This window comes from Neisseria sp. CP9 (assembly GCF_047758525.1).
Lineage (GTDB): Bacteria > Pseudomonadota > Gammaproteobacteria > Burkholderiales > Neisseriaceae > Neisseria.
The window spans coordinates 2,668,734-2,690,648 of the sequence record NZ_CP180502.1; the positions used below are offsets into that span (position 1 = coordinate 2,668,734).

The 21,915-nt window shown below is 49.8% G+C and carries 21 protein-coding genes; 7 read left to right on the plus strand and 14 right to left on the minus strand.

Annotated features, from left to right (window positions below; all coding sequences use genetic code 11):
- Positions 1-74: 74 nt before the first annotated feature.
- The 9 genes from ispG to cmk form a co-directional block, all read right to left on the minus strand.
- The gene (gene ispG, locus ACMYUL_RS12905; RefSeq protein WP_415770991.1) at positions 75-1,340 is read right to left on the minus strand and encodes a flavodoxin-dependent (E)-4-hydroxy-3-methylbut-2-enyl-diphosphate synthase; all 1,266 of its coding nucleotides are present in this window, start codon (positions 1,338-1,340) and stop codon (positions 75-77) included.
- 2 nt (positions 1,341-1,342) lie between these two features.
- Positions 1,343-2,215, minus strand: coding sequence for a helix-turn-helix domain-containing protein (locus ACMYUL_RS12910; protein ID WP_415770993.1), 873 nt, complete (start codon positions 2,213-2,215; stop codon positions 1,343-1,345).
- Positions 2,216-2,219: 4 nt separating this feature from the next.
- Positions 2,220-2,975 (minus strand): type IV pilus biogenesis/stability protein PilW, encoded by a 756-nt coding sequence (gene pilW / locus ACMYUL_RS12915; RefSeq protein WP_080613938.1) that lies wholly within the window; start codon positions 2,973-2,975, stop codon positions 2,220-2,222.
- A 2-nt stretch (positions 2,976-2,977) separates the two neighbouring features.
- Complete coding sequence (gene rlmN, locus ACMYUL_RS12920; protein WP_070513622.1) at positions 2,978-4,072, minus strand: 23S rRNA (adenine(2503)-C(2))-methyltransferase RlmN; 1,095 nt, start codon at positions 4,070-4,072, stop codon at positions 2,978-2,980.
- A gap of 260 nt (positions 4,073-4,332) precedes the next feature.
- The gene (gene ndk, locus ACMYUL_RS12925) at positions 4,333-4,758 is read right to left on the minus strand and encodes a nucleoside-diphosphate kinase (protein ID WP_003759208.1); all 426 of its coding nucleotides are present in this window, start codon (positions 4,756-4,758) and stop codon (positions 4,333-4,335) included.
- 118 nt (positions 4,759-4,876) lie between these two features.
- Positions 4,877-6,013: a cell division protein ZapE gene (gene zapE, locus ACMYUL_RS12930; RefSeq protein WP_415770997.1), complete on the minus strand. Its 1,137-nt coding sequence runs from the start codon at positions 6,011-6,013 to the stop codon at positions 4,877-4,879.
- 305 nt (positions 6,014-6,318) lie between these two features.
- Positions 6,319-6,633 carry an integration host factor subunit beta gene (locus ACMYUL_RS12935; protein ID WP_003744632.1) on the minus strand — a complete coding sequence of 105 codons (315 nt, stop codon included), beginning with the start codon at positions 6,631-6,633 and terminating at the stop codon, positions 6,319-6,321.
- Positions 6,634-6,643: 10 nt separating this feature from the next.
- Positions 6,644-8,329 carry a 30S ribosomal protein S1 gene (rpsA, locus tag ACMYUL_RS12940; RefSeq protein ID WP_415770999.1) on the minus strand — a complete coding sequence of 562 codons (1,686 nt, stop codon included), beginning with the start codon at positions 8,327-8,329 and terminating at the stop codon, positions 6,644-6,646.
- A 155-nt stretch (positions 8,330-8,484) separates the two neighbouring features.
- Entirely contained in the window at positions 8,485-9,144 is a 660-nt protein-coding gene (gene cmk / locus ACMYUL_RS12945) for a (d)CMP kinase (protein ID WP_003759198.1), read from the minus strand.
- 353 nt (positions 9,145-9,497) lie between these two features.
- Here cmk and ACMYUL_RS12950 point away from each other — a divergent pair, with 353 nt between their 5' ends.
- The 7 genes from ACMYUL_RS12950 to ACMYUL_RS12980 all read left to right on the plus strand — a co-directional run bounded on the left by ACMYUL_RS12950 (position 9,498) and on the right by ACMYUL_RS12980 (position 16,851).
- Positions 9,498-10,712 (plus strand): uracil-xanthine permease family protein, encoded by a 1,215-nt coding sequence (locus ACMYUL_RS12950; RefSeq protein WP_415771002.1) that lies wholly within the window; start codon positions 9,498-9,500, stop codon positions 10,710-10,712.
- A 185-nt stretch (positions 10,713-10,897) separates the two neighbouring features.
- A complete protein-coding gene (locus ACMYUL_RS12955; protein ID WP_415771004.1) occupies positions 10,898-11,485 on the plus strand; it encodes a hypothetical protein in 588 nt (195 codons plus the stop codon).
- 128 nt (positions 11,486-11,613) lie between these two features.
- A complete protein-coding gene (locus tag ACMYUL_RS12960) occupies positions 11,614-12,201 on the plus strand; it encodes a hypothetical protein (RefSeq protein WP_415771006.1) in 588 nt (195 codons plus the stop codon).
- 208 nt (positions 12,202-12,409) lie between these two features.
- Entirely contained in the window at positions 12,410-13,354 is a 945-nt protein-coding gene (locus ACMYUL_RS12965) for a DnaJ C-terminal domain-containing protein (RefSeq protein ID WP_049229749.1), read from the plus strand.
- A gap of 11 nt (positions 13,355-13,365) precedes the next feature.
- Complete coding sequence (locus ACMYUL_RS12970) at positions 13,366-13,659, plus strand: chaperone modulator CbpM (protein ID WP_009312947.1); 294 nt, start codon at positions 13,366-13,368, stop codon at positions 13,657-13,659.
- A gap of 71 nt (positions 13,660-13,730) precedes the next feature.
- Entirely contained in the window at positions 13,731-15,488 is a 1,758-nt protein-coding gene (gene recD / locus ACMYUL_RS12975; protein WP_415771009.1) for an exodeoxyribonuclease V subunit alpha, read from the plus strand.
- A gap of 244 nt (positions 15,489-15,732) precedes the next feature.
- Positions 15,733-16,851, plus strand: a complete 1,119-nt coding sequence (locus ACMYUL_RS12980; RefSeq protein WP_415771011.1) for a hypothetical protein — start codon at positions 15,733-15,735, stop codon at positions 16,849-16,851.
- 126 nt (positions 16,852-16,977) lie between these two features.
- Here the strand turns inward: ACMYUL_RS12980 and ACMYUL_RS12985 are convergent, their stop codons facing one another.
- The 5 genes from ACMYUL_RS12985 to cysT form a co-directional block, all read right to left on the minus strand.
- A complete protein-coding gene (locus tag ACMYUL_RS12985) occupies positions 16,978-17,601 on the minus strand; it encodes an SMI1/KNR4 family protein (protein WP_415771013.1) in 624 nt (207 codons plus the stop codon).
- Positions 17,602-17,835: 234 nt separating this feature from the next.
- Positions 17,836-18,909 carry a sulfate/molybdate ABC transporter ATP-binding protein gene (locus tag ACMYUL_RS12990; RefSeq protein WP_415771015.1) on the minus strand — a complete coding sequence of 358 codons (1,074 nt, stop codon included), beginning with the start codon at positions 18,907-18,909 and terminating at the stop codon, positions 17,836-17,838.
- Complete coding sequence (gene cysW, locus ACMYUL_RS12995) at positions 18,906-19,766, minus strand: sulfate ABC transporter permease subunit CysW (RefSeq protein ID WP_003743550.1); 861 nt, start codon at positions 19,764-19,766, stop codon at positions 18,906-18,908. The genes ACMYUL_RS12990 and cysW overlap by 4 nt, the downstream gene beginning before the upstream one ends.
- 30 nt (positions 19,767-19,796) lie before the next feature.
- A protein-coding gene (locus ACMYUL_RS13000) for an IS630 family transposase (protein ID WP_156798183.1) occupies positions 19,797-20,644 on the minus strand; the annotation gives its coding sequence in 2 pieces (ribosomal slippage) (positions 19,797-20,329 and positions 20,329-20,644; 849 coding nt in all).
- A gap of 293 nt (positions 20,645-20,937) precedes the next feature.
- The gene (gene cysT / locus ACMYUL_RS13005) at positions 20,938-21,774 is read right to left on the minus strand and encodes a sulfate ABC transporter permease subunit CysT (protein ID WP_415771017.1); all 837 of its coding nucleotides are present in this window, start codon (positions 21,772-21,774) and stop codon (positions 20,938-20,940) included.
- Between the last annotated feature and the right edge of the window lie 141 nt (positions 21,775-21,915).

A 21,915-nucleotide genomic window follows, 5' to 3' on the forward strand; every position in this document is an offset into this window, starting at 1 on the left:
ATGAATGTCCCAGACCTTAGGAGCAGTTCAGTTTTTGCCCGAACGTTTTTCAGACGACCTTTTATCTATGTTTATCAAGCAGACTGTATCGGGATGATACGGTTTTGATTGCGTTTTGCACCGCCTTCGCAATAATTGACTTTGACGTATTCTTCGACAATCTCTAAGAATTCGGCTGCGATGTTGTCGCCTTTTAAAGTCACTTTGCGTTCTCCGTCAACATAAACCGGGGCAACAGGGGTTTCGCCAGTTCCGGGCAGGCTGATGCCGATGTCTGCCAGTTTGCTTTCGCCCGGTCCGTTAACGACGCAGCCCATGACGGCAACGTTTAAAGATTCTACACCAGGGTAAAGGGTGCGCCATACGGTCATTTTTTGGCGAAGGTAATTTTGTACGTCTTGGGCAAGCTCTTGGAAGACTGTACTGGTGGTGCGTCCGCAGCCCGGGCAGGCGGTAACCATAGGGGTAAACGAGCGCAGCCCCATGGTTTGTAGAATTTCCTGACCAACGATGACTTCCTGCGTGCGCGAACTGCCGGGTTCGGGAGTCAGAGAAATGCGGATAGTGTCGCCGATGCCTTCTTGAAGCAGTACGGCCAAGGCGGCAGTCGAAGCGACAATGCCTTTGCTGCCCATGCCTGCTTCCGTCAAGCCTAAGTGGAGCGGATATCGGCAGCGGCTGCCCAGCTCGCGGTAAACCTGAATCAAATCTTGAACGGAGCTGACCTTGCACGACAAGATGATTTTGTTTTCAGGCAAACCTAATCGGACGGCTTTTTCAGCAGATTCCAGCGCCGAAATAATCAAGGCTTCTTTCATGATTTCTTCAGGCGGTTTGGGCGATGAGGACGCCAGATTGGCATCCATCATGCGCTTGGCGAGACTTTGGTCAAGCGAACCCCAATTAACGCCGATGCGGACAGCTTTATTGTTTTCGGCGGCAGTCCGAATCATATAAGCAAATTTTTCATCGCCTTTTGCGCCTTTGCCGACATTGCCGGGGTTAATACGGTATTTGGACAAGGCTTTGCCGCACTCGGGAAATTCTGCCAACAGACGTTCGCCATTGAAATGGAAGTCGCCAATCAGCGGGGTGGTGTAACCCATGTCGTCCAAACGCTGGCGGATTTCGGCAACTTTGGAGGCGGCTTCCGGGCTGTTGACGGTAATGCGCACCATTTCTGAGCCTGCATCGCTCAGTTCTTTGACTTGCAGGGCGGTTGCTTCCGCATCTGCAGTGTCAGTATTGGTCATCGATTGAACGACAACGGGTGCGTCTGAACCGACGATGAGATGATCGATTTGTACTTGATGGGTTCGGCGGCGTTTGGGTGTGTTCATCTTTATTTTTTTCCTGCTACAAATGAAGCGGATTTTTCACCGGCGGCGCGGTATTCTGCCAGATTGATGGTTGTCCCGCCATAATTGGCTTGTGCACCTGTGGCAATACCGATCCAGACATTGTAGGGCGCACCGCCTTTAAAACGCCTTTCGCTTCCTGCGGGAATGATCCGGCTGAAAATCATGGTACCTTTCTTGTCGGTGATAATCAGATTGCTTCGGTATTGGACTTTAATCCAAAGCTCGTCTGAATCGACTTTGACTTCAGGTGCGGATGCCGCTGCTTCGGATGCGGCGACACTTGAAGCTGCTTTTTCGGCATTGGATATTTCTTGTTTGCCGTTTTCTGCCATATTGGAAACGGCAACATTTTCTTTTTTCAAATCTGGCGTCTGCATACTGTTGCGCACGGCATCGCTGTTTTGCGCGATTTGTTGTTCGTTTTCATGATTGGACTTGCTTTGCCAAACATAAATACCGCCGCCAAGTAGGATGAGTGCCGCCATGCCCAAAACCCATTTGGGAAAACCGACTTTTTCACCATCTTGGTAGTTCAAACCGGTATTTTGTTTGCGATCAACCAGATAGACATGGTCTTCTTCCGGCGCGGAAATGGCTTTCAGACGACCTGTAATGGTTGCTTCATCGATTTTCAACAGACGGGCATAAGAACGCAGATAGCCCATAACGAAGACCAATCCTGAAAAGAAAGAATAGTTTCCTTTTTCAAGTGCTTCAATTTGTTCGGCAGACAGTTTCAACCGTCGTGCTACTTCGTCAATATCCCAACCTGATTTGTGTCTGAGTTGTCCCAGCTCATCACCCAATGATTTGGCAGCTTGAATGTCGTATTCGTTTTTCTTTTGATTTTCCATGTAGTTACTTACCTGTGGTTACTGCCTGTAATTGTTCCGAATAGGGGAAGTTTGCCCTTAACTGGGCTTCGTATTCGTAGGCTGCCTGGCTATTGCCCATAGCGGTCGCCAATTTCCAGCCCAGCAGCAAATCATCTGCCTGCAAGACATCAACTTTGCTTTGGTATTGGCGGAAATAATAATCCGCTTCGTTTAAATTACCTGCCAGCATTTTGGTTCTTGCCAATTCTTTAAACGCAGGCGGGAATTGAGGTTGCGCAGCCAAAGAGCGTTCGAGATAAGCTTCTGCCAGCGAATATTGTCCCATCTTTGCACTGCAAATACCCTTGTTGAGGTTGGCGATAAACGGAGAAGGATAAGTCGGATCGGCCAGGGCTTTGTCAAAATAACTGATGGACTGGGCGGGATTATTCATCTCGCTGCACAAGAACCAGCCGTAGTTATTATTAATTTCCGCATTGTCAGGTTTCAAAGATAGGGCTTTTTGGAAGCTTTCTTGCGCCTTTTCGCGCACTTTGAGATATTGATAGATTTGCGCGCGAACCAGCCATGCATCTTCATTGCTGCTGTCTGCTTTCAACGCCTCTTCAATGCTTACCGTTGCTTGACGGTAATCGCCCCCGCGCATGTATTCGATAGCCAGCTGGGTTTTGATATTGGCGACCTGTGTCGCACGTTCCGCTCTGCTTGGACCTTTCGGGCCGGCGCATGCACCCAAAACTAAAGTTAAAATAATGGGTTGCCAAATGTTCAGTTTCATAATCAGCTCTGTTGTTCAACCAAAATCTGCTGCCATTTTTGTTGGCGGCGTGTTTTATCTTGTACTTGTCCTGCCAATTGACCGCAAGCCGCGTCAATATCATCGCCACGCGTTTTGCGGACGGTTACCACGAATCCTGCCTGCTGCAAAATATCGCGGAAAACGCGGATATTTTCATTGGTAGAGCGTTCGTAGCCGGAATTTGGGAAGGGATTGAACGGAATCAGATTGAATTTGCACGGTACGTCTTTTACCAGTTCAATCAGTTCGCGCGCATGCTGCGCCTTGTCATTGACTCCATCCAACATAACGTATTCAAAAGTAATGAAATCTCTTGGTGCTTTGACCAAATAGCGTTGACATGCCGCCATCAACTCTTTCAACGGATATTTTTTATTCAGCGGAACAATTTGATCTCGTACTTCGTCGTTGGAAGCATGAAGGGACACTGCCAGCGCAACAGGCATCGCATCACGCAGCCTGTCCATTTGCGGCACCATACCTGATGTGGAAACGGTAACGCGGCGGCGGCTTAGACCGTAGGCATGATCGTCCAACATGATGCTTAATGCGGTAACAACATTATCAAAGTTCGCCATCGGCTCACCCATGCCCATCATGACTACATTGGAAATCACGCGTTCATTTTTCGGCGTAACGCCCATTGCTTTATTCGCCCACCACAACTGCCCGATGATTTCGGCAGCGGTCAGATTACGGTTGAAACCTTGGCGGCCGGTAGAGCAGAAGGTGCATTCCAATGCGCAGCCGACTTGCGAGGAAATACACAACGTACCGCGTTCTGCTTCGGGGATAAACACTGTTTCCACGCCGTTGCCCGTTCCTACATCCAGCAGCCATTTGCGCGTACCGTCGGTGGATTCTTGCGCCATCATCAGTTTGGGCACATCCACGCTTGCCTGTTCGTTGAGTTTCAGGCGCAGAGATTTTGCCAAATCGGTCATTTCATCGAAACTTTGCGCACCGGCTTGGTGGATCCAGCGCATGACTTGTTTGGCGCGAAACGGTTTTTCGCCCATCTCGGCAAAATGATGGGTCAGTCCGTTTAAATCGTAATTCAGCAGATTGGTTTTCATGTGGTTTATTTCTTGGTAAAGCTTTTAATAAAGGCTGTCGCGATAAATCTTGCGAATCCGGCGGATTAGGACGTTACATAGTGGGTTTGAACATGTCCTGAATCTTGTTGAGCAAACAGCTTTTGTTTCACAGCTCCTTCTATCATATTTTCAGACGACCCCCATTTGAGAAAGGTCGTCTGAAAACAGATTTAGACAAACAATATCGACAAAACCGTCCAAACGCCCGAACTGGTCGGACGCCCGAACGGCATCTATCGTTAACGCGGGCAGATTTCGCTTTGGCTGAAGAAGTAGGCAATCTCGATTGCCGCATTTTCCAGACTGTCTGAGCCATGTACGGCGTTTACGCTGAGAGATTCGGCAAAATCGGCACGTATCGTACCGGGAGCGGCTTCGGCAGGATTGGTTGCGCCCATCAGCTCACGGTTTTTTGCAACAGCATTTTCACCTTCCAGCACCTGAATCATGACGGGACCGCTGGTCATAAAGGCAACCAAGCTGTCGTAAAAAGGACGCTCTTTATGCACAGCATAAAACTCTTGGGCTTCGCGTACGCTGAGGTGCTTCATTTTGGCGGCGACAATACGCAGTCCGTTTTCTTCAAAACGGCTGTAAATTTTGCCGATTACATTTTTACCTACAGCATCGGGTTTAACGATGGAAATCGTGCGCTCAATAGCCATATTATGTCCTTGTTTTTATTGCGTTGTGCAATAGTCTGAGATTGGGGAAAATGAACTGCTATTTTATCAAATTTCAGTATACTTTGGGGAAAGCCACTCTTTTTTCTTCGCCTGAATTTTATTTTTTCAACGTCAGATGCGGCTGTTCCAAATAAACTTCCGATTGCATTTCCACCATACGGCTGGCAGTGCGGGTAAATTCTTCGGCAAAATCGCCTTCGACATAAATATCGTTTACGCCTACCGTACTGGTAGCACAGAGCTTCACTCTGAAATCATACAATACGTCAATCAGCCAAGTAAGGCGGCGCGCTTCGGCTTTTTCCTGCGGCGTCAGGCGTTCCAATCCTGATACGAACACCATTTCATAATGTTCGGCCAAATAGAGGTAATCCGCTTGCGAACGCGGTCCAAAACATAAAGCGCGGAAATCGAACCAAATGGCGCGGTCGGATTGGGCTTTGTGCGGAATTTCACGCCCGTGTATCACGCTGACACCGGAATTCAGTTCGGAAATTCCCGCCATTTCTTTAAACAAATCAGCCAATTTCTGCTCGTTTTCTTCATTATTGGGAACGAAGAAAATTTCGGCAGGACGTAAAGTGCGCAGACGGTAGTCTTCTCCGCCGTCAACATTTAAGACGGTCAGGCTGGATTCAATCAGCGCAATGGTCGGCAGAAAACTGCTTCTGTTTTGACCTTGGGGATAAAGCTCGGATGGGGCATAGTTGGAAGTTGCTACCAAAACTACGCCTTCACTCAACAAATTTTCCAATAGGCGCCCAAGAATCATCGCATCTGCAATGTCGCTGACGTGGAATTCGTCAAAACACAATACGCGGGTCTCTTTGGCAATTTCTGCAGCAACTGCTTTTAAAGGATTGGCTTCACTTTTCAAGTCTTTCAAACGCTTATGGATTTCCGCCATAAAAGCATGAAAGTGGACACGGCGTTTGCGGCGGTATGGCAAGCAGCCGAAAAAAGCGTCCATCAAGAAACTTTTGCCGCGACCCACGCCGCCATAAAAATACAGACCTTTCGGTACTTGGGGGGAACGCAGGCTGCGTCCTAAGAAACGGTTGCGTTTACGTTTGAACATCATCAGTTCCGTCCACAAACGATCCAAATATTCAATCGCACGCGCTTGCGCTTCGTCGCGGATGAAATTCGGTTGTTCAGCTGCCGCCTGATACCAAGTCAGCGGGCTGTGGTTTTCAAACGGAGGGGCGACAAACAGTTGACCTCTATCACTCATATCTGACCTTTATTATGTTTTTGGATTTGACAATTATAGTGGATTAACTTTAAACCAGTACGGCGTTGCCTCGCCTTGCCGTACTATCTGTACTGTCTGCGGTTTCGTCGCCTTGTCCTGATTTAAAGTTAATCCACTATACGTTTTATCAACGGGCAATCATTAAAAGAAACGTATTATAGATGATTTCAGACGACCCTATGAATTTTCCATTACAAATTCCGCCCAAATTCCGAAAACAATAGAGAACCATATTTTTAGACGACAAAAAACGCCGCATTTCTGCGGCGTTCGTTTACTCAGGTTTAGTTGGCATTTTCTTGTAAAGCCAAGTCCACACGTTCGCGCAATTCCTTGCCGGGCTTGAAGTGAGGGACGTGTTTTTCAGGCACTTCCACACGTTCGCCGGTTTTGGGGTTGCGACCAATACGGGCCGGGCGATGGTTCAAATCGAAGCTACCGAAACCACGGATTTCAATGCGCTGACCGCGAGCCAGCGAGCGGGTCATGGTATCAACCAAAACCTTTACACTGTATTCGACGTCTTTTGCCAGCAATTGGTTACCGTTTTTCTCGGCAAAAACTTCTGCCAAACGAACCATTAATTCAGACTTCGTCATGTCTGCAACCTTATTCTTGGTCGCCGGACAGTTTGGCTTTCAGCAAGTCGCCGAGGCTGGTAGTACCGGCGCTGGCGGTTGCAGCAGCGTTGACTGAATTCAGGGCTTCGCGATTTTCTTTAGCGTCTTTAGCTTTAACAGACAGGCGGATGCTGCGGTTTTTGCGGTCGACGGTTACGATAACGGCTTCAACCTCATCACCTTCTTTCAGTTTGGTAGTCAGGTCTTCAACGCGGTCAGCTGCGAATTCGGAAGCAGGCAGGTAGCCTTCTACTTCGTCAGACAGGGCAACAACGGCACCTTTGGCGTCAACAGATTTCACAGAACCTTTAACCAAAGAACCTTTGTCGTTTACGCTGATGAAGTTACCGAAAGGATCGCCTTCCAGTTGTTTGATGCCCAATGAGATGCGCTCTTTGTCAACGTCGATTGCCAATACAACGGCTTCAACTTCTTCGCCTTTTTTGTATTTGCGTACAGCTTCTTCGCCAGCTTCAGTCCAAGACAGGTCGGACAAGTGAACCAGACCGTCGATACCGCCGGGCAGGCCTACGAATACGCCGAAGTCAGTGATGGATTTAACCGCACCGGAGATTTTGTCGCCTTTGTTGTGGTTGGCGGCAAATTCTTCCCAAGGATTGGCTTGGCATTGTTTCATACCCAAAGAGATACGGCGGCGGTCTTCGTCGATTTCCAGGATCATTACTTCAACTTCGTCACCCAGTTGAACAACTTTGCTTGGGTGTACGTTTTTGTTGGTCCAATCCATTTCGGAAACGTGTACCAAACCTTCGATGCCTTGTTCGATTTCAACGAACGCACCGTAATCAGTCAGGTTGGATACTTTACCGAACAGGCGGGTACCTTGTGGGTAACGACGGGTCAGGCCGCTCCAAGGATCTTCGCCCAATTGTTTCATACCCAGAGAAACACGTTGTTTGTCTTGGTCGAATTTCAGGACTTTGGCTTCAACTTCTTGACCGACTTCCAGAACTTCGCTCGGGTGTTTCACACGGCGCCATGCCAAGTCGGTGATGTGCAACAGGCCGTCGATACCGCCCAAGTCAACGAATGCACCGTAGTCGGTGATGTTTTTAACGATACCTTTGATGATAGAGCCTTCTTGCAGGTTTTCCAGCAGGGCTTTACGCTCTTCACCCAAAGTAGCTTCCAGAACGGCGCGGCGGGAAACCACGACGTTGTTGCGTTTTTTGTCCAGTTTGATGACTTTGAATTCGATTTCTTTGCCTTCAAAGTGGGAAGTGTCTTTAACGGGACGTACGTCAACCAAAGAACCCGGCAAGAATGCGCGGATGCTGTTGATCATAACGGTCAGGCCGCCTTTGACTTTGCCATTGATAACGCCGGACAGGATGTCGCCGTTTTCCTTCGCTTCTTCCAAAGCAATCCAGTCGGCAGCACGTTTGGCTTTTTCGCGGGACAGTTTGGTTTCGCCGAAGCCGTTTTCAACGGATTCGATGGTAACGGTAACGAAATCGCCAACTTTAACTTCAATCTCGCCCTGAGCGTTTTTGAATTCAGCAACGTCAATCAGAGATTCTGATTTCAGACCTGCATTAACGGTAACGAAGTTTTGATCGATTGCCACGACTTCGGCAGTAATCACCTCACCCGGGTTCATTTCTTGCAGGGTAAAGCTTTCTTCAAGCAACTGGGCAAAATTTTCCATAGTCATATATACTCTTTTCGGTACACCGCCAAGGGGTGCGGGGTAGGTTGGAGAATGCCTGCCGCCCTTGGCACGGCAGGCTTTGAAAATAAATATTTCAGACGACCTTCGGATGCTCTAAAGGTCGTCTGAAACAAAACGCAGGGATTATACCCTAAATTTCAAACTTTATGATACCAATCAAGCACTTTTTTTACAGCTTCTTCGATACTCAGCCCGCCCGTATCCAAAAGCTCCGCATCGGGAAGCTGCTTTAAGGGCGCGACACTGCGGCGGCGGTCCGCTTCGTCACGTGCTTCAATGTCCGACAAAATCCGTTCAAATTCCAAGCCTTCGCACGGAATGCCGATTTGTTTGGCGCGGCGTTCCGCCCGTATTTTCGCACCTGCGGTCAGGAAAACCTTTAACGCCGCATCGGGGAAAACAACCGAACCCATATCGCGCCCGTCGGCGACCAAACCTTTTCCCGTCAGAAAATCACGCTGCCGCTGCAAAAGCGCGGCACGCACTTTCGGCAACTGCGCCACTGCAGAAGCGCCCATGCCGATGGCTTCGCTGCGGATTTGTCCCGAAACGTCTTCGTCATCCAAAAAGACCTGAGTGCCTTCAAAGCGGGCGGGCAAATTTTCCGCCAACGCGGCAACCGCCTCTTCATCGTTCCATTCCACATCCCGTTTCTTCGCATACAGCGCGGTCAGGCGGTATAACGCGCCGGAGTCCAGATAATCGAACCCCAAAGCCTGAGCGACGCGGGAAGCGACCGTCCCTTTTCCCGAGGCACTGGGTCCGTCTATGGCGATGACTTTTTGTTTGGTATTCATATTTTGGCTTTCTGAAATAATGTAGGAGGTCGTCTGAAAGAACGCATCAGGCAGGCATTATATAGATAATTGTTTAATGATGAGAACCGAGGTCGTCTGAAAAAGCATTTCAGACGACCTTAGATGTTAATTGGAGTGTGGGCTAACGTCGTCTTTAAATTGTTTCGTCGTCGTATTGGTTATTTCATTATGAAGAAAAACAGTTATCCGTTTGAGCTGATTAGGGTAGGGCGGTTCATATTTTACTTTTTAGAAGCTTGGTATATTTAATGGTTTATTTGTAAATTAATGTTCATTTATGGGGTGAAACTGTATAATTCCCGCCGTTTGAATTGATTTGACGAGGCTTTCTGATGAACCAGCTTAAATTGGCGGTTTCCGGCGCGCAAATTCTGTTTGTGGCGTTCGGGGCGATGGTGCTTGTTCCGCTTTTGACCGGACTGAATCCTTCTTTAGCACTTTTAGGTGCGGGCATCGGTACGCTGCTCTTTCAAATAGTCACCAAGCGTAAAGTGCCGATTTTCTTAGGCTCTTCTTTTGCCTTTATTGCGCCGATTATCTACTCGATTAAAACATGGGGTCTGCCTTCGACCATGTTTGGGCTGTTTGCTGCAGGCTTTATGTATTTCGTGTTTGCCGGATTGATCAGATGGCGCGGGCTGGCTACGGTCAACCGACTGCTGCCGCCCGTGGTTATCGGACCCGTGATTATGGTCATCGGCTTGTCTGTCGCTGCAGCCGCAAGTGAAATGGCAATGGGCAAATCCGGCGGAAACCAAGTGGTCGGCTATGTGGATGCGCTGATTTTGTCGGGCTTTACATTTGCCGTTACGGTGGTTGTATCGGTTTTCGGCAGCCGTATGATGAAACTGGTCCCGATTTTAATCGGCGTGGCTGCGGGCTATATTTTGGCTTTGGTGATGGGCTTGGTGGATACCGCCGCCATCGCCGCTGCGCCGTGGTTTGCCGTGCCGCATTTTGAAACACCGCAAGTCAACTGGCAGGCTGCGCTGTTTATGCTGCCCGTCGCCATCGCGCCCGCCATCGAACACATCGGCGGCATCATGGCCATCGGCAACGTAACGGGCCACAACTACACCAAAGACCCGGGTTTGGATAAAACGCTGGCGGGCGACGGCTTGGGCGTATGCGTGGCAGGTTTGATCGGCGGTCCGCCGGTAACGACTTACGGCGAGGTAACGGGCGCGGTGATGATTACGAAAAACAGCAATCCGGTTATTATGACTTGGGCGGCGATTTTCGCTATCGCCATGGCGTTTTTCGGCAAATTCAATGCTTTCCTCACTTCCATCCCTCTGCCCGTAATGGGCGGTATCATGCTGCTTTTGTTCGGCACGATTGCTTCTTTGGGCATTAAAACGTTGGTGGATGCGAAAGTGGATTTGATGCAGCCGAAAAATCTGGTGATTGTCAGCTCGGTTCTGACGGTTGGCGTCGGCGGCATGGCGGTTCATGTCGGTACGTTGAGCTTTGCCGGCGTCGGTTTGTGCGCCATTTTGGCGATTGTATTGAATTTCTTGCTGCCGAATCCGAAGACGGAAAGTTGATTTGGCATTGCCGCCGATAAGGTAAAAAGGTCGTCTGAAACGGGGAATGCCTTGATTTCAGACGACCTTTTTAGCGAAAAGATTTGATATTGGCAAAATAATAATAGGTCATCTGAAACGATATCCTTGCCATATAGATAAGTTGATATGTTAATATCCTATTTTTATTAAATAGGAAAGTAACCATGTTGCACAAAATCGGGATCATGGGTGCGTTAATTTTGGGTCTTGCCATGCCGGCCGCTGCCGAATGTTTGATTCAAAAAGACAGCATCGCAGGAATTAAATTAGGGCAGAGCTTGAAACAGGTAAAACAGAAATTCCCGAAGGCGAAAATGGAGAGAACAAGCGATGCCGATGGTGTGGCGTTTGTTGCCATTACACTGTCTAAAGACGTTATGGTTATCACCCATCAAGATGGAGACGGCGATCCTGATGCGCCTATAAAACTCCATAAAAAAATTGATTTTTTGATCACCAATTCTCCTGCCTGTCACACGGCTTCGGGGGTTCATCCGGGCATGAAGATTAAAGATGCAGAAGCCAAGTTGGGTAAAGTCAAAAAAATCATAATGTCGGAAATCGAATCTCGTGAATACGCAATATTTACCCGCCACCCGAAACATTTCGAATTTAGAATGGAAATGGGAACAGGAATTTATCCAGGTAAAGGTGAAACTCCGAATCGAACTCGGCGTTACCGTAAAACGGGACTTATCGAGGAGATTTCTGTATTTGAAAAAGGAGGTTTTGATGGCAGTTATGGGATTTAAGCAACTGCCGCCTTGCCATTCTTAGCTATCGATTCCGTTACTTAATACAGGTCGTCTGAAACGATATCCTTGCCATATAGATAAGTTGATATGTTAATATCCTATTTTTATTAAATAGGATATTAACCATGTTGCACAAAATCGGGATCATGGGCGCGTTAGTTTTGGGTCTTGCCATGCCGGCCGCTGCCGAATGTTTGATTCAAAAAGACAGTATCGGAGGAATTAAACTAGGGCAGAGCTTAAAGCAGGTAAAACAGAAATTCCCGAAGGCGAAAATGGAGAGAACAAGTGATGCCGAAGGTGTGGCGTATGTTGCCATTACGCTGTCTAAAGATGTTATGGTTATCGCTTTGCAAGATGGAGACGACAATCCTGATTCTCCTATAAAACTCCATAAAAAAATTGATTCTTTGGAGACCTACTCTTCCGCCTGTCACACGGTTTCGGGGGTACATCCGGGCATGAAGATCAAAGATGCAGAAGCCAAACTGGGTAAAGTCAAAAAAATCATAATGTCGGAAATCGAATCTCGTGAATACGCAATATTTACCCGCCACCCGAAACATTTCGACTTTAGAATGGAAATAGGAACAGGAATTTATCCGGGTAAAGGTAGAGCACCGAATCAAACTCGGCGTTACCGTAAAACGGGACTTATCGAAGGAATTTCTGTATTTGAAAGAGGAGGTTTTGATGGCAGTTATGGGATTTAAGCAACTGCCGCCTTGCCATTCTTAGCTATCGATTTCGTTACTTAATACAGGTCGTCTGAAAACCGGATTTCCGTTTTCAGACGACCTTTTTGATGCTTACCTGCCTTAACCGTTTATTTGTGCAACTAGAGTATTGAATCTATGCCTTCCGCCCTTATAAATAGCAAATACGGCATAATGATTAACATGATAAAGACGGAAGAACGATATGGCAGAAAAAACCTATTACGAAATTCTCGGCGTGGACAAAACCGCCGACGCCGACACCATTAAAAAGGCCTACCGCAAACTGGTACGCAAATACCATCCCGACGTCAGCAAAGAACCTGACGCCGCCGAGCGCACCGCCGAAATTAACACCGCCTACGAAACCTTATCCGACCGTGAAAAGCGTGCCGAATACGACGAATTGCTGGCCAATCCCTACGGCCGCAGCGCAGGCGGCAATCCGTTCGGCGGCGCGCAATCCGGCGGCTTTCACTACGAATACCGCGGCGGCGAACCTTTCGGCGCGGGCGATTTCAATTTTGAAGATTTGTTTGCCGGCTTCGGCCGCAATCAGAGACAGGCGCACGCAAGGCCGGCCGGCCCGATTAAAGGCGAAGACCAGCATGCCGAACTGAGTATCGATATTTACGCCGCTTATGTCGGCGCGGAGCGTTCGCTGAATCTGAACGTGCCGACTGTGGACGAATACGGTCGCGTCGGTTATCAGACCAAAACCCTCAACGTCAAAATCCCCAAAGGCATTACCGAAGGCCAGCAAATCCGTTTGGCGGGACAGGGTCTGCCCGGCTACAACGGCGGCGCAAACGGCGATTTGTATCTGAAAATCAAGTTCCACGACAAACCCGATTTATACGTTAAAAACAAAAAAGACGTATACCAGGCCATAGACGTCAAGCCTTGGGAAGCCGTATTGGGCGGCAAAATCATCGTTCCCACCGCAGCGGGACGTTTGCAGGTCAACCTGCCCGCCAACAGCCAAAACGGTAAAAGCATACGCCTGAAAGGCAAAGGTATTCCTGCCAAAGAAGCGGGTGATTTGTACCTCAACATTCGCATCAGCGTTCCCAAGGCCGAAAGTGAAGCCGACCGCGCTGCATGGGCGCAGCTTGCCGCCCACTTTGACGGCAAAAGCGCATCAAATTGAAAGGACAAACCATGACGCAACACACCGACATTACCCTGACTTTCGAAGAAATCCTCGCTGCCAGCCGCTGCCGCCGCGATTGGCTGCTGGAGCTGATAGAGGAAGAAATCATCAGCGTAAACGGCAGGCCAGAACAAACTTTGTACAGCGGCTTCCAACTCGCCCGCATCCGTCGCGCCCAGCGCCTGAGCCGCGACTTCGATGCCGGCATTCCTGCGCTCGGCCTGATTATGCGCCTGCTGGACGAAGTGGAGGAGTTGCGCAAGGCACAGCAGCCCCTATCCCTGCTGGATGAAGGCAAATAGCGGTCAACAAAAGAAAGGCCGTCTGAAAAACAGTTTTCAGACGACCTTTTTTCACTACACGGGAAACGATGATGACTGAGAATACTGCCGATGATTTGAACCTTGCCGCCGCTCAAGCAGCGGGGCGTTTGCTGGAGCGTTGCGTACCGGAGGATGCTGCGGTGCTGGCGCCGTATGTGTTGCGGCTGTTTACGGCTTTGCAGAACGGGCATTCGTTTGTTTGGCTGGATGAGGGCGAGGCGGAGGAATTGGCGGAATTAGCGCCGACGGTCGGGCAGGGCGCGTCGCCGTTGGTGTTGCGGGGCAAAAAGTTGTTTTTGGGACGGATGTGGCAGCTCGAGCATGATTTGGCGGCTGAAATTCAACGTTTGGCGGCAGTGGAAGTCGAGCCTGTGGATTGGATGAGTGCGTCGCAAAACTTGTCCGGCTGGTTTGCCGACAAAGGCAGCGCAGGGCAGCGGGATGCGGCGGGGCTTGCCCTGCTTCAGGCGTTTATGCTGATTACGGGCGGGCCGGGTACGGGCAAGACGACGACGGTGGCGAAACTTTTGGGGCTGATTTGCACCAACTCTGCCACGCGCCTGCCGCGTATCGCGCTTGCCGCGCCGACGGGCAAGGCGGCGGCGCATATGGCGCGCGCACTGCATCGGGCGGTGGACGGTTTCGAGATGTCGGATGCGGTGCGCAATCATTTGTCCGCGCTGGAAGGGCAGACTGTTCACCGCCTTTTGAAATTGCGCCCGCCGCAAATGCTGCCTGCGTTTGACGGCAACCGTCCGCTGCCTTTGGATGTGTTAGTGGTAGATGAGGCTTCGATGTTGGATGTTTCCTTGCTGCTTCACTTGCTGCGTGCGATTCCATCGGGCTGCCGCGTGATTTTTTTGGGCGACGAGTTCCAACTGCCTTCGGTCGGCGTCGGCGCGGTATTGGCGGCATTGTCGAGACGGACGGTTTTGGATAAGGAGACGGCGGAGCAACTGAGTATCTATCTGCCGGAACACGGTTTCCCTGTGGAGGAAAATCCGCCGGCTTTGTCGCAAAACGTCGCGCAACTGACGGTCAGCCATCGTTTCGGCGCAGACAGCGGCATCGGTTGTTTAGCAAGGGCGGTCGTGTCGGGAAAAAGTGGGGAAGGTTGGGCGCAGTTTGCCTTGTTCCCTGACGAGCTGGAAATCCGCGAAGGTCGTCTGAAACAGCAGGCGGAGCTGCTGTACCGCAAACACGAAAAATACTGGCAGGCAGTCGATAAAAACGATGTGGCGCTGGCATTCGGACACGCGGCGGATGTGGTCGTTTTGGCGGCATGGCGGCAGGACGCGGAAGCATTCAACGAGGAGTATTGCCGTTATCTGCAACGCAAACATCGGGCGGGCGCGGATACACCGTGGTTTGCAGGGCAAATCATCATGATTGCGCGCAACGACTATACGCTGGAAGTGTTCAACGGCGACATCGGGCTGATTATGCCCGACGCGGAATCGGCAAATGGTTTGGCGGCGTATTTCCCGAATGCGGACGGCTTCAAAAAAATCGCCATCAGCCGCCTGCCACAGTTTGAGTCCGCGTTCGCCATGACCGTGCATAAAAGCCAAGGGTCGGAATATCGGGAAGTCTGGCTGCTGCCGCCGTCGGGAAAGATAGAGCAGGGTGGAGATGACGCGCTGTCGGGCTTAAACAATGCGCTGCTCTACACCGCCATCACCCGTGCGCGGGAACGCTTCGTCTTTTGGGGAAATGAAGAACAATGGCGGCTGGCGGTGGAAACCCGCAAAACCCGCCGCACGGCATTGGGCGACATCTTAGATGCCATGTTCGTACCGAAAGCTTGAATCAAACCCTAAAGGTCGTCTGAAAACGGAACGGATGCTGCCGGGAGTTTTCAGACGACCTTTCTCTATTGATGTGCGTCAAAATCAGTTTGGAAATAAGCATAATACTCTAAATCTTCTTGACGGTTTGTGCCGTCTTTCATAGGATTACAGCCGTTCGATTACAAAAATTAGTAAATTTCTAACAAATATTGATTAGGAATTTTTGTTAAAAATACCTTTTACCCTTCAATCGGAGAGTGGCATGAACATCCAAAAAAACTTTGCCGTTGTATGCGCTGCCTTGGCGGCATTACCCACCGCATTTGCAGAAACCGCTAGCGTAGAGCGCGATGCCGCCGCATTGGCAACGACGAGCGATTACGTCAATTCGGGCAGCGTCATCCGCAAAGACGAAGAAAAAATCAGCATTTTCAACGATTTGCTGACCGTAAACGGCACATTCCGCGTCCGTGCCGACACCAAAGACATCAATGCCAACAACAGCAGCACCAATCCCACGCCCGACGCCTCCAATACCAATTTCAACGCCGAATTCTGGTTGCGCGCCAAGCTTTATAAAGACTGGAAACTGGTGACCCAAATCGAACCCAACATCGACTTGAAAACCGGCAAATTCAACGGCGACCACGATGTTCCCGTGAACAAACTCTATGCCGAAGGCTCGATTACCGAAGGCATCAAAGCCCGCGTCGGTAAATTCGGCGCATTTTCCTCCTACGGACGTGTCTGGGATACGGAAGTAACCGGCGGTGAAATCTTCTTTGACAACAAAACCCTACCCACCAAAATCTATGCTGGCCGCCGTACCGGCAGCCTCAACGACAACGTATGGGGCATAGGCGGCCGCCGCAAACACTTCGCCGCCATTCAAAGCAGCCTGCCGATTAACGAAAACATCAACGTCGGCGCAACCGTCAGCTACATGAAAGACATAGATGTGCGCGGCGCGAAGAAAAACGCCGTCTTTGGCGAAATCGGCGCAGATGTCAAATTCAACGACGATTGGCGTTGGATGGCGGCGGTCAGCAAGTCCAACATCAAAGCCTATAACGACGCAGGACAAAAAATCAAAAACGACGGCGTGTTCACCGAAGTCCGCTACAAACTCGCCGATTGGAAAGTCCGTAATTCCTACGACGTCTTCCTGAACTACCGCCGCGTCGGCGCGCTTTCGGGCGTATCTTCCGTACAAGACTACAGCAAAAACGTACAAGGCGTACAAGTCGGCGCAACTTATATTCCTTGGAAAAACTGGAAAGTATCAGGCTTTTACTTGGCGGGCAAACAAGTTACCCCGACTGCCGGCACCAGCAAACAAGACGTAAACGTCTTGCGCGGTCAGGTGGAATATAAATTCTAAGTTGGCGGGACAAAAGTTTTCTGCAATCAAAGGTCGTCTGAAAACCTGTTTTCAGACGACCTTGATGTTTGTTTTTGCCTCAATCTAAGCTACAGCTACTACACAACCTAGGTTTTGTATTTATTATTAAAAATCTCTTTCTACGATAGGTATTTCATCTAGGATTTCAGTAAGCCAAATATCATACCATTCTAAAAAACCAACTCTTTCTTTTTCCTTGTATGAATATGGAAAAATTCCACCATAATTACCCCGTCCGTCATACCAAACATTACCAGCTTCCGGACCTGTCACGACAAGTAAAAATAGTTCACCACATCCTAGGTTGCAGAAATAAATTGAACCGCTAATATGTTCTGTTGAAAAATAATTTCCTCTTAAGACATCTAAATTATCAGCATTAGTTTCTAGTGCATCATGAAAGGATTCATCATTCCAAGCATTGCAGTAAGGGAAATTTTCAGACAATAAAATTTTGTCTTTTCCTTCTTCTGATAAGATTCTTGGGTCTAGAATACTTTCATTATCATCCAATGGTAATATTCCTAAACCAGGACCGGCTCCTCCATTTCCAATGATTTGTATAAATTCTTTATAATCTTCAGGGAGGACAATATTATTAACATATTCAAATTGTTGAATAGCCTCCTTGTCCATGATTGGATTGAAAGTTAGTTTTTCAAATCTTTTAGTAATGACATAATTGCCACTCTGAATTTTTTTGATTTTTGATTTAATTTTATCTAACATTTTTTCCTCAACAATAATATTTCTCCACCTGGATCCCATGTTTTTTCATAAGATTACCCGCTTTATCTGTTCATGAGCATTCGATAGCCATCTTTTGTTGTAGTTGAAGTGGATAAGAGTTTATAACTTCAACCTATATTTGACTATAAAAAACTGCACCTTGATGGATTAGAGAAAATATCCAACTTTTCGGGTGCAATTCAAAATTTCAGACGACCTTTCGTTATCTCCCCATTAAATCGAATACTCAATCAACTCGTTTTGCGAGAACACATAAACCTGTTTCGGCACCAATGCCAACTCCCGCCCTGCGGACAAGTCCAGCCTTGACGCGTCGCTGCCTGCCAGCGTGATATGTACGTCCTGTTTGCCGTGTTTCACCAAAACGTGCGTCAGTGCGCCGACGGCGTGGATTTTTTCGATTTCGGCGCGAATCATCGGGGTTTCGTGTTCGGCAGCGATTTGCCATTCGTGCGGGCGGATGTAGCCGGTGGCGGTTTGTTCCTGCCATTTGTAGTGCGCGTCCAATTTCCACGCGAAGCCGTTGTAGTGCCAGATGCCTTTTTCGATGCGTCCTTCAAATGCGTCGGTTTCGCCGAGAAATTCGGTAACGAAGGCGTTTTCGGGTTTGCGGTAAATGGCTTCAGCGCTGCCGGTTTGTTCTATTTTACCGTGGTTCATGACGACGATTTCGTCGGAAACTTCGAGGGCTTCTTCTTGGTCGTGCGTCACCAGAATGCTGGTTACGCCCAAGTTGTGATGGATGTCGCGCAGCCAGGTGCGCAATTCTTTGCGCACTTTGGCATCCAGCGCGCCGAAGGGTTCGTCCAGAAGCAGGAGTTTGGGTTCGACGGCGAGGGCGCGGGCGAGGGCGATGCGCTGGCGTTGGCCGCCGGAGAGCTGGTGCGGATAGGATTTGGCGAGGTGGGAGAGCTGCACGAGTTTGAGCAATTCTTCGACTTTGGTGCGGATTTGTTCTTTGGGCGGGCGTTCGGACTTGGGCAATACGGTCAAACCGAAGGCGACGTTGTCAAACACGTTCATGTGGCGGAAGAGGGCGTAGTGTTGGAACACGAAGCCGACTTTGCGCTCGCGCACATGCTTGGCGGTTACGTCTTGCCCGTCAAACAGGATATTGCCGCCGTCGGCGTTTTCCAATCCGGCGATGATACGCAGGAGCGTGGTTTTGCCGCAGCCGGAAGGGCCGAGCAGGGAAACGAGTTTGCCGGTGGGGACGTTGAGGTTGATGTTTTTCAGCGCGTGGAAACTGCCGAAGTGTTTGTTTAGGTTTTGGATGGTGATGCTCATGCTGCGTTCCTTTCGGCGGCGGCGAGTTTTTTATCTTGTAATTTTGTGATGATGTTTTGCACCGCCAGCGTCGCCAGTGCTAAAAGTGCCAATACGCCGGAGAGGGCGAATGCGCCGGTGAAGTTGTATTCGTTGTAGAAGATTTCGACCAAAAGCGGGATGGTGTTGGTCTCGCCGCGTATGTGTCCCGATACCACGCTGACCGCGCCGAACTCGCCCATTGCGCGGGCGTTGGTAAGGATAATGCCGTAGAGCAGCGCCCATTTGATGTTGGGCAGGGTAACGCGCCAAAACATCTGCCAGCCGCTTGCACCGAGTATCAGCGCGGCCTGTTCTTCGCTGTCGCCCTGCGCCTGCATCAGCGGGATGATTTCGCGCGCGACAAAGGGGAAGGTAACGAACAGTGTCGCCAGAATAATGCCGGGGATGGCGAAGATAATCTGTATGCCTTGCGCTTCCAGCCAGCCGCCCAATGCCGTGTGCGCGCCGAACAATAAGACGAACATTAAACCGGCCACCACGGGTGATACGGAAAACGGCAAATCGAGCAGGGTGGTCAGCAACTGCTTGCCGCGGAAGTCGAAACGGGTCAGCAGCCACGCCATCGCCACGCCCAATACGGCATTGACGGGAACGACCACCGCGGCGGTAATCAGGGTGAGCTTGATCGCCGCCCACGCTTCGGGATCGGTAAGGGATTGCAGGTACAAATCCCAACCGCCTTTCAGCGCTTCGTAAAACACGGCGACAAGCGGTACGACCAGCATCAGCAGCAGGAACCCCAGCGCAACGGCGGTCAGCAGCACGCGCAGCCAGCGCGGTTCGGTCAGGTTCGGGTTGGCGGAATAGGGTTTCATGGCGGTGGTGTTCTCTGGTTGGTTTTATAGTCAATTAAAATCAAAATAGGACAGTAACGCATCGTCAAATCGGGCGTAATCAGACAATACGGTTCGCAGATACCGCTTAATATTCGCCCACACCTTCTCAATCGGGTTGAGCTCAGGTGAATAAGGTGCAAGAGGCAATACCTTATGTCCCCATTTTTCCGCCATTTCCCGTAAGACACCCATACGGTGAAATCGCGCATTATCTAAAATAATCACCGATTTTTGAGTCAATGCGGGCAGTAGGCATTGCTGAAACCACGCTTCAAAAAAGACTCCGGTCATCGTATTTTGATAAACCATCGGAGCAATCAGCCGGTTGCCGACTTGTGCGGACACCAGAGATAAGCGTCGGTATCTTTTCCCACTTATCTGCGCTTTCACTATTTGCCCTTTCAGGCTGCGGGCATAGGGGCGGAACAGGTAGCGGTCAAATCCTGTTTCATCCAAATAAACACGTTGGTAGTCGGAAAATTCGGCCAGCTGTGTCAAATAATGCGTTACTTTGGCCGGGTCTTGTTCTTTGTAAGTGGTGGTCTTTTTTTGCGCGTCATCCCCATCTGTTTGAGTGCATAGCAAACGGCGGCTGCCGTACAATCAAAATGTTTGGCGATTTCATGCAGATAGGCATCCGGGTGTTGCCCAACATATTGAGCCAGTTTTTGCCTATCCAATTTGACGGCATTTAGACCGGTAACTTGATGTTTTAGGCTGCCTGTTTGTTTTTTAAGGCGAATCCACAGGTAAAGCGTGTTTCTTGACAAGTTAAACGTCGCTGCGGTTTGGCTGATGTTTTTGCATTGTTCGTAATAGTTTAAAGCTTTGTTTCTTAAGTCCGCAGAGTATGCCATGGTTAGACCTTAAAAGTTGAGTATTGTACTATTTTATTTTTAATTGACTATAAGATGTTTGGAGGTCGTCTGAAAAACTGTTTTCGTGGGTCGGATTCGTTTTCAGACGACCTTTTATTGATTAAGGGAATAAAAAACGTCTAGCTGCCGTCATTCCCGCGCAGGCGGGAATCCATCGGTAAAGTTCAGCTGCCTTATTTATTTTTGGTTTTTCTGTTGCCGTGCGGTGGATTCCCGCCTGCGCGGGAATCCACCGCACGGCAACAGCGTAGTTCAGGTTTTCAGACGACCCCTCAACCCTTCGCTCCCGAACGCCTGCTCAACGCCCACTGCATCACGTTCAGCGCAAACAGAATCACAAACGAAACCAGCAGCATAAACAACGCCACCGCCGATGCGCCCTGTACGTCGAACTGTTCCAGCTTGCCCGTAATAATCAGCGGCAGGATTTCGGAAACCATCGGAATGTTGCCCGCGATGAAAATCACCGAGCCGTATTCCCCCGTTGCCCGCGCGAACATCATGCCCGCGCCGGTTAAGAGCGCCGGCGTGATTTCCGGCAGCAGCACGCGGCGGAACATCGTGAAGCGGTTTGCCCCCAATGTTGCCGCCGCTTCCTCATATTCGCCCGACAATTCCTCCAATACCGGCTGCACGGCGCGGACGATAAAAGGCAGGCTGACGACGACCAGCGCAATCCAAATGCCGACGGGCGTAAACGCAATTTTGATGCCCAAAGGCTCAAAAAAACGGCCTATCCAACCATTGGGCGCATACAAGGTCGCCAACGCGATGCCCGTAACCGCCGTCGGCAGCGCAAACGGCAAATCGACCAGCGCGTTCACCAGTCCCTTGCCCGGAAATTCATAGCGCACCAACACCCACGCCACCAGCGTGCCGAACACGACATTGGTCAGCATCGCATAAAACGACATCCGCAAACTCAGCCATACCGCCGCCAACACGTTCGGCTCGGCAATCGTATTCCAAAAGCCGCCCCAGCCGATTTCCGCCGCCTTCGCCGCCATCATCGCAAACGGCAAAACCACCAGAAGCGACAGGCACAATACGGTCAGACCGAGGCTGATTTTGAAGCCGGGCAGTACGCTGGGCGTTTTGAGTAATAACATGGTCGCTCGGAAGGGAAAAAGAAGATGCTGCCACTTTAACGGGGTCGTCTGAAAAACGGAAAGAATGGTTTGTTTGTTGCAAAGATGATTTTGTTATATATGCTGGATTGCCGTTTGGAGCTTTCAGACGACCTGTTATAA

Excerpts from the sequence above, each read along its gene's own strand:
- cysW (WP_003743550.1), bottom strand. The coding sequence starts at position 19,766 with ATGAAACCCTATTCCGCCAACCCGAACCTGACCGAACCGCGCTGGCTG.
- ACMYUL_RS12980 (WP_415771011.1), top strand. The coding sequence starts at position 15,733 with ATGAACATCCAAAAAAACTTTGCCGTTGTATGCGCTGCCTTGGCGGCA.
- ACMYUL_RS12955 (WP_415771004.1), top strand. The coding sequence starts at position 10,898 with ATGTTGCACAAAATCGGGATCATGGGTGCGTTAATTTTGGGTCTTGCC.
- ACMYUL_RS12910 (WP_415770993.1), bottom strand. The coding sequence starts at position 2,215 with ATGGAAAATCAAAAGAAAAACGAATACGACATTCAAGCTGCCAAATCA.
- recD (WP_415771009.1), top strand. The coding sequence starts at position 13,731 with ATGACTGAGAATACTGCCGATGATTTGAACCTTGCCGCCGCTCAAGCA.
- ACMYUL_RS12990 (WP_415771015.1), bottom strand. The coding sequence starts at position 18,909 with ATGAGCATCACCATCCAAAACCTAAACAAACACTTCGGCAGTTTCCAC.
- cmk (WP_003759198.1), bottom strand. The coding sequence starts at position 9,144 with ATGAATACCAAACAAAAAGTCATCGCCATAGACGGACCCAGTGCCTCG.
- ACMYUL_RS12985 (WP_415771013.1), bottom strand. The coding sequence starts at position 17,601 with ATGTTAGATAAAATTAAATCAAAAATCAAAAAAATTCAGAGTGGCAAT.
- ACMYUL_RS12960 (WP_415771006.1), top strand. The coding sequence starts at position 11,614 with ATGTTGCACAAAATCGGGATCATGGGCGCGTTAGTTTTGGGTCTTGCC.
- ispG (WP_415770991.1), bottom strand. The coding sequence starts at position 1,340 with ATGAACACACCCAAACGCCGCCGAACCCATCAAGTACAAATCGATCAT.
- ndk (WP_003759208.1), bottom strand. The coding sequence starts at position 4,758 with ATGGCTATTGAGCGCACGATTTCCATCGTTAAACCCGATGCTGTAGGT.
- zapE (WP_415770997.1), bottom strand. The coding sequence starts at position 6,013 with ATGAGTGATAGAGGTCAACTGTTTGTCGCCCCTCCGTTTGAAAACCAC.
- ACMYUL_RS12970 (WP_009312947.1), top strand. The coding sequence starts at position 13,366 with ATGACGCAACACACCGACATTACCCTGACTTTCGAAGAAATCCTCGCT.
- ACMYUL_RS12965 (WP_049229749.1), top strand. The coding sequence starts at position 12,410 with ATGGCAGAAAAAACCTATTACGAAATTCTCGGCGTGGACAAAACCGCC.
- pilW (WP_080613938.1), bottom strand. The coding sequence starts at position 2,975 with ATGAAACTGAACATTTGGCAACCCATTATTTTAACTTTAGTTTTGGGT.
- cysT (WP_415771017.1), bottom strand. The coding sequence starts at position 21,774 with ATGTTATTACTCAAAACGCCCAGCGTACTGCCCGGCTTCAAAATCAGC.
- rlmN (WP_070513622.1), bottom strand. The coding sequence starts at position 4,072 with ATGAAAACCAATCTGCTGAATTACGATTTAAACGGACTGACCCATCAT.
- ACMYUL_RS12935 (WP_003744632.1), bottom strand. The coding sequence starts at position 6,633 with ATGACGAAGTCTGAATTAATGGTTCGTTTGGCAGAAGTTTTTGCCGAG.
- rpsA (WP_415770999.1), bottom strand. The coding sequence starts at position 8,329 with ATGACTATGGAAAATTTTGCCCAGTTGCTTGAAGAAAGCTTTACCCTG.
- ACMYUL_RS12950 (WP_415771002.1), top strand. The coding sequence starts at position 9,498 with ATGAACCAGCTTAAATTGGCGGTTTCCGGCGCGCAAATTCTGTTTGTG.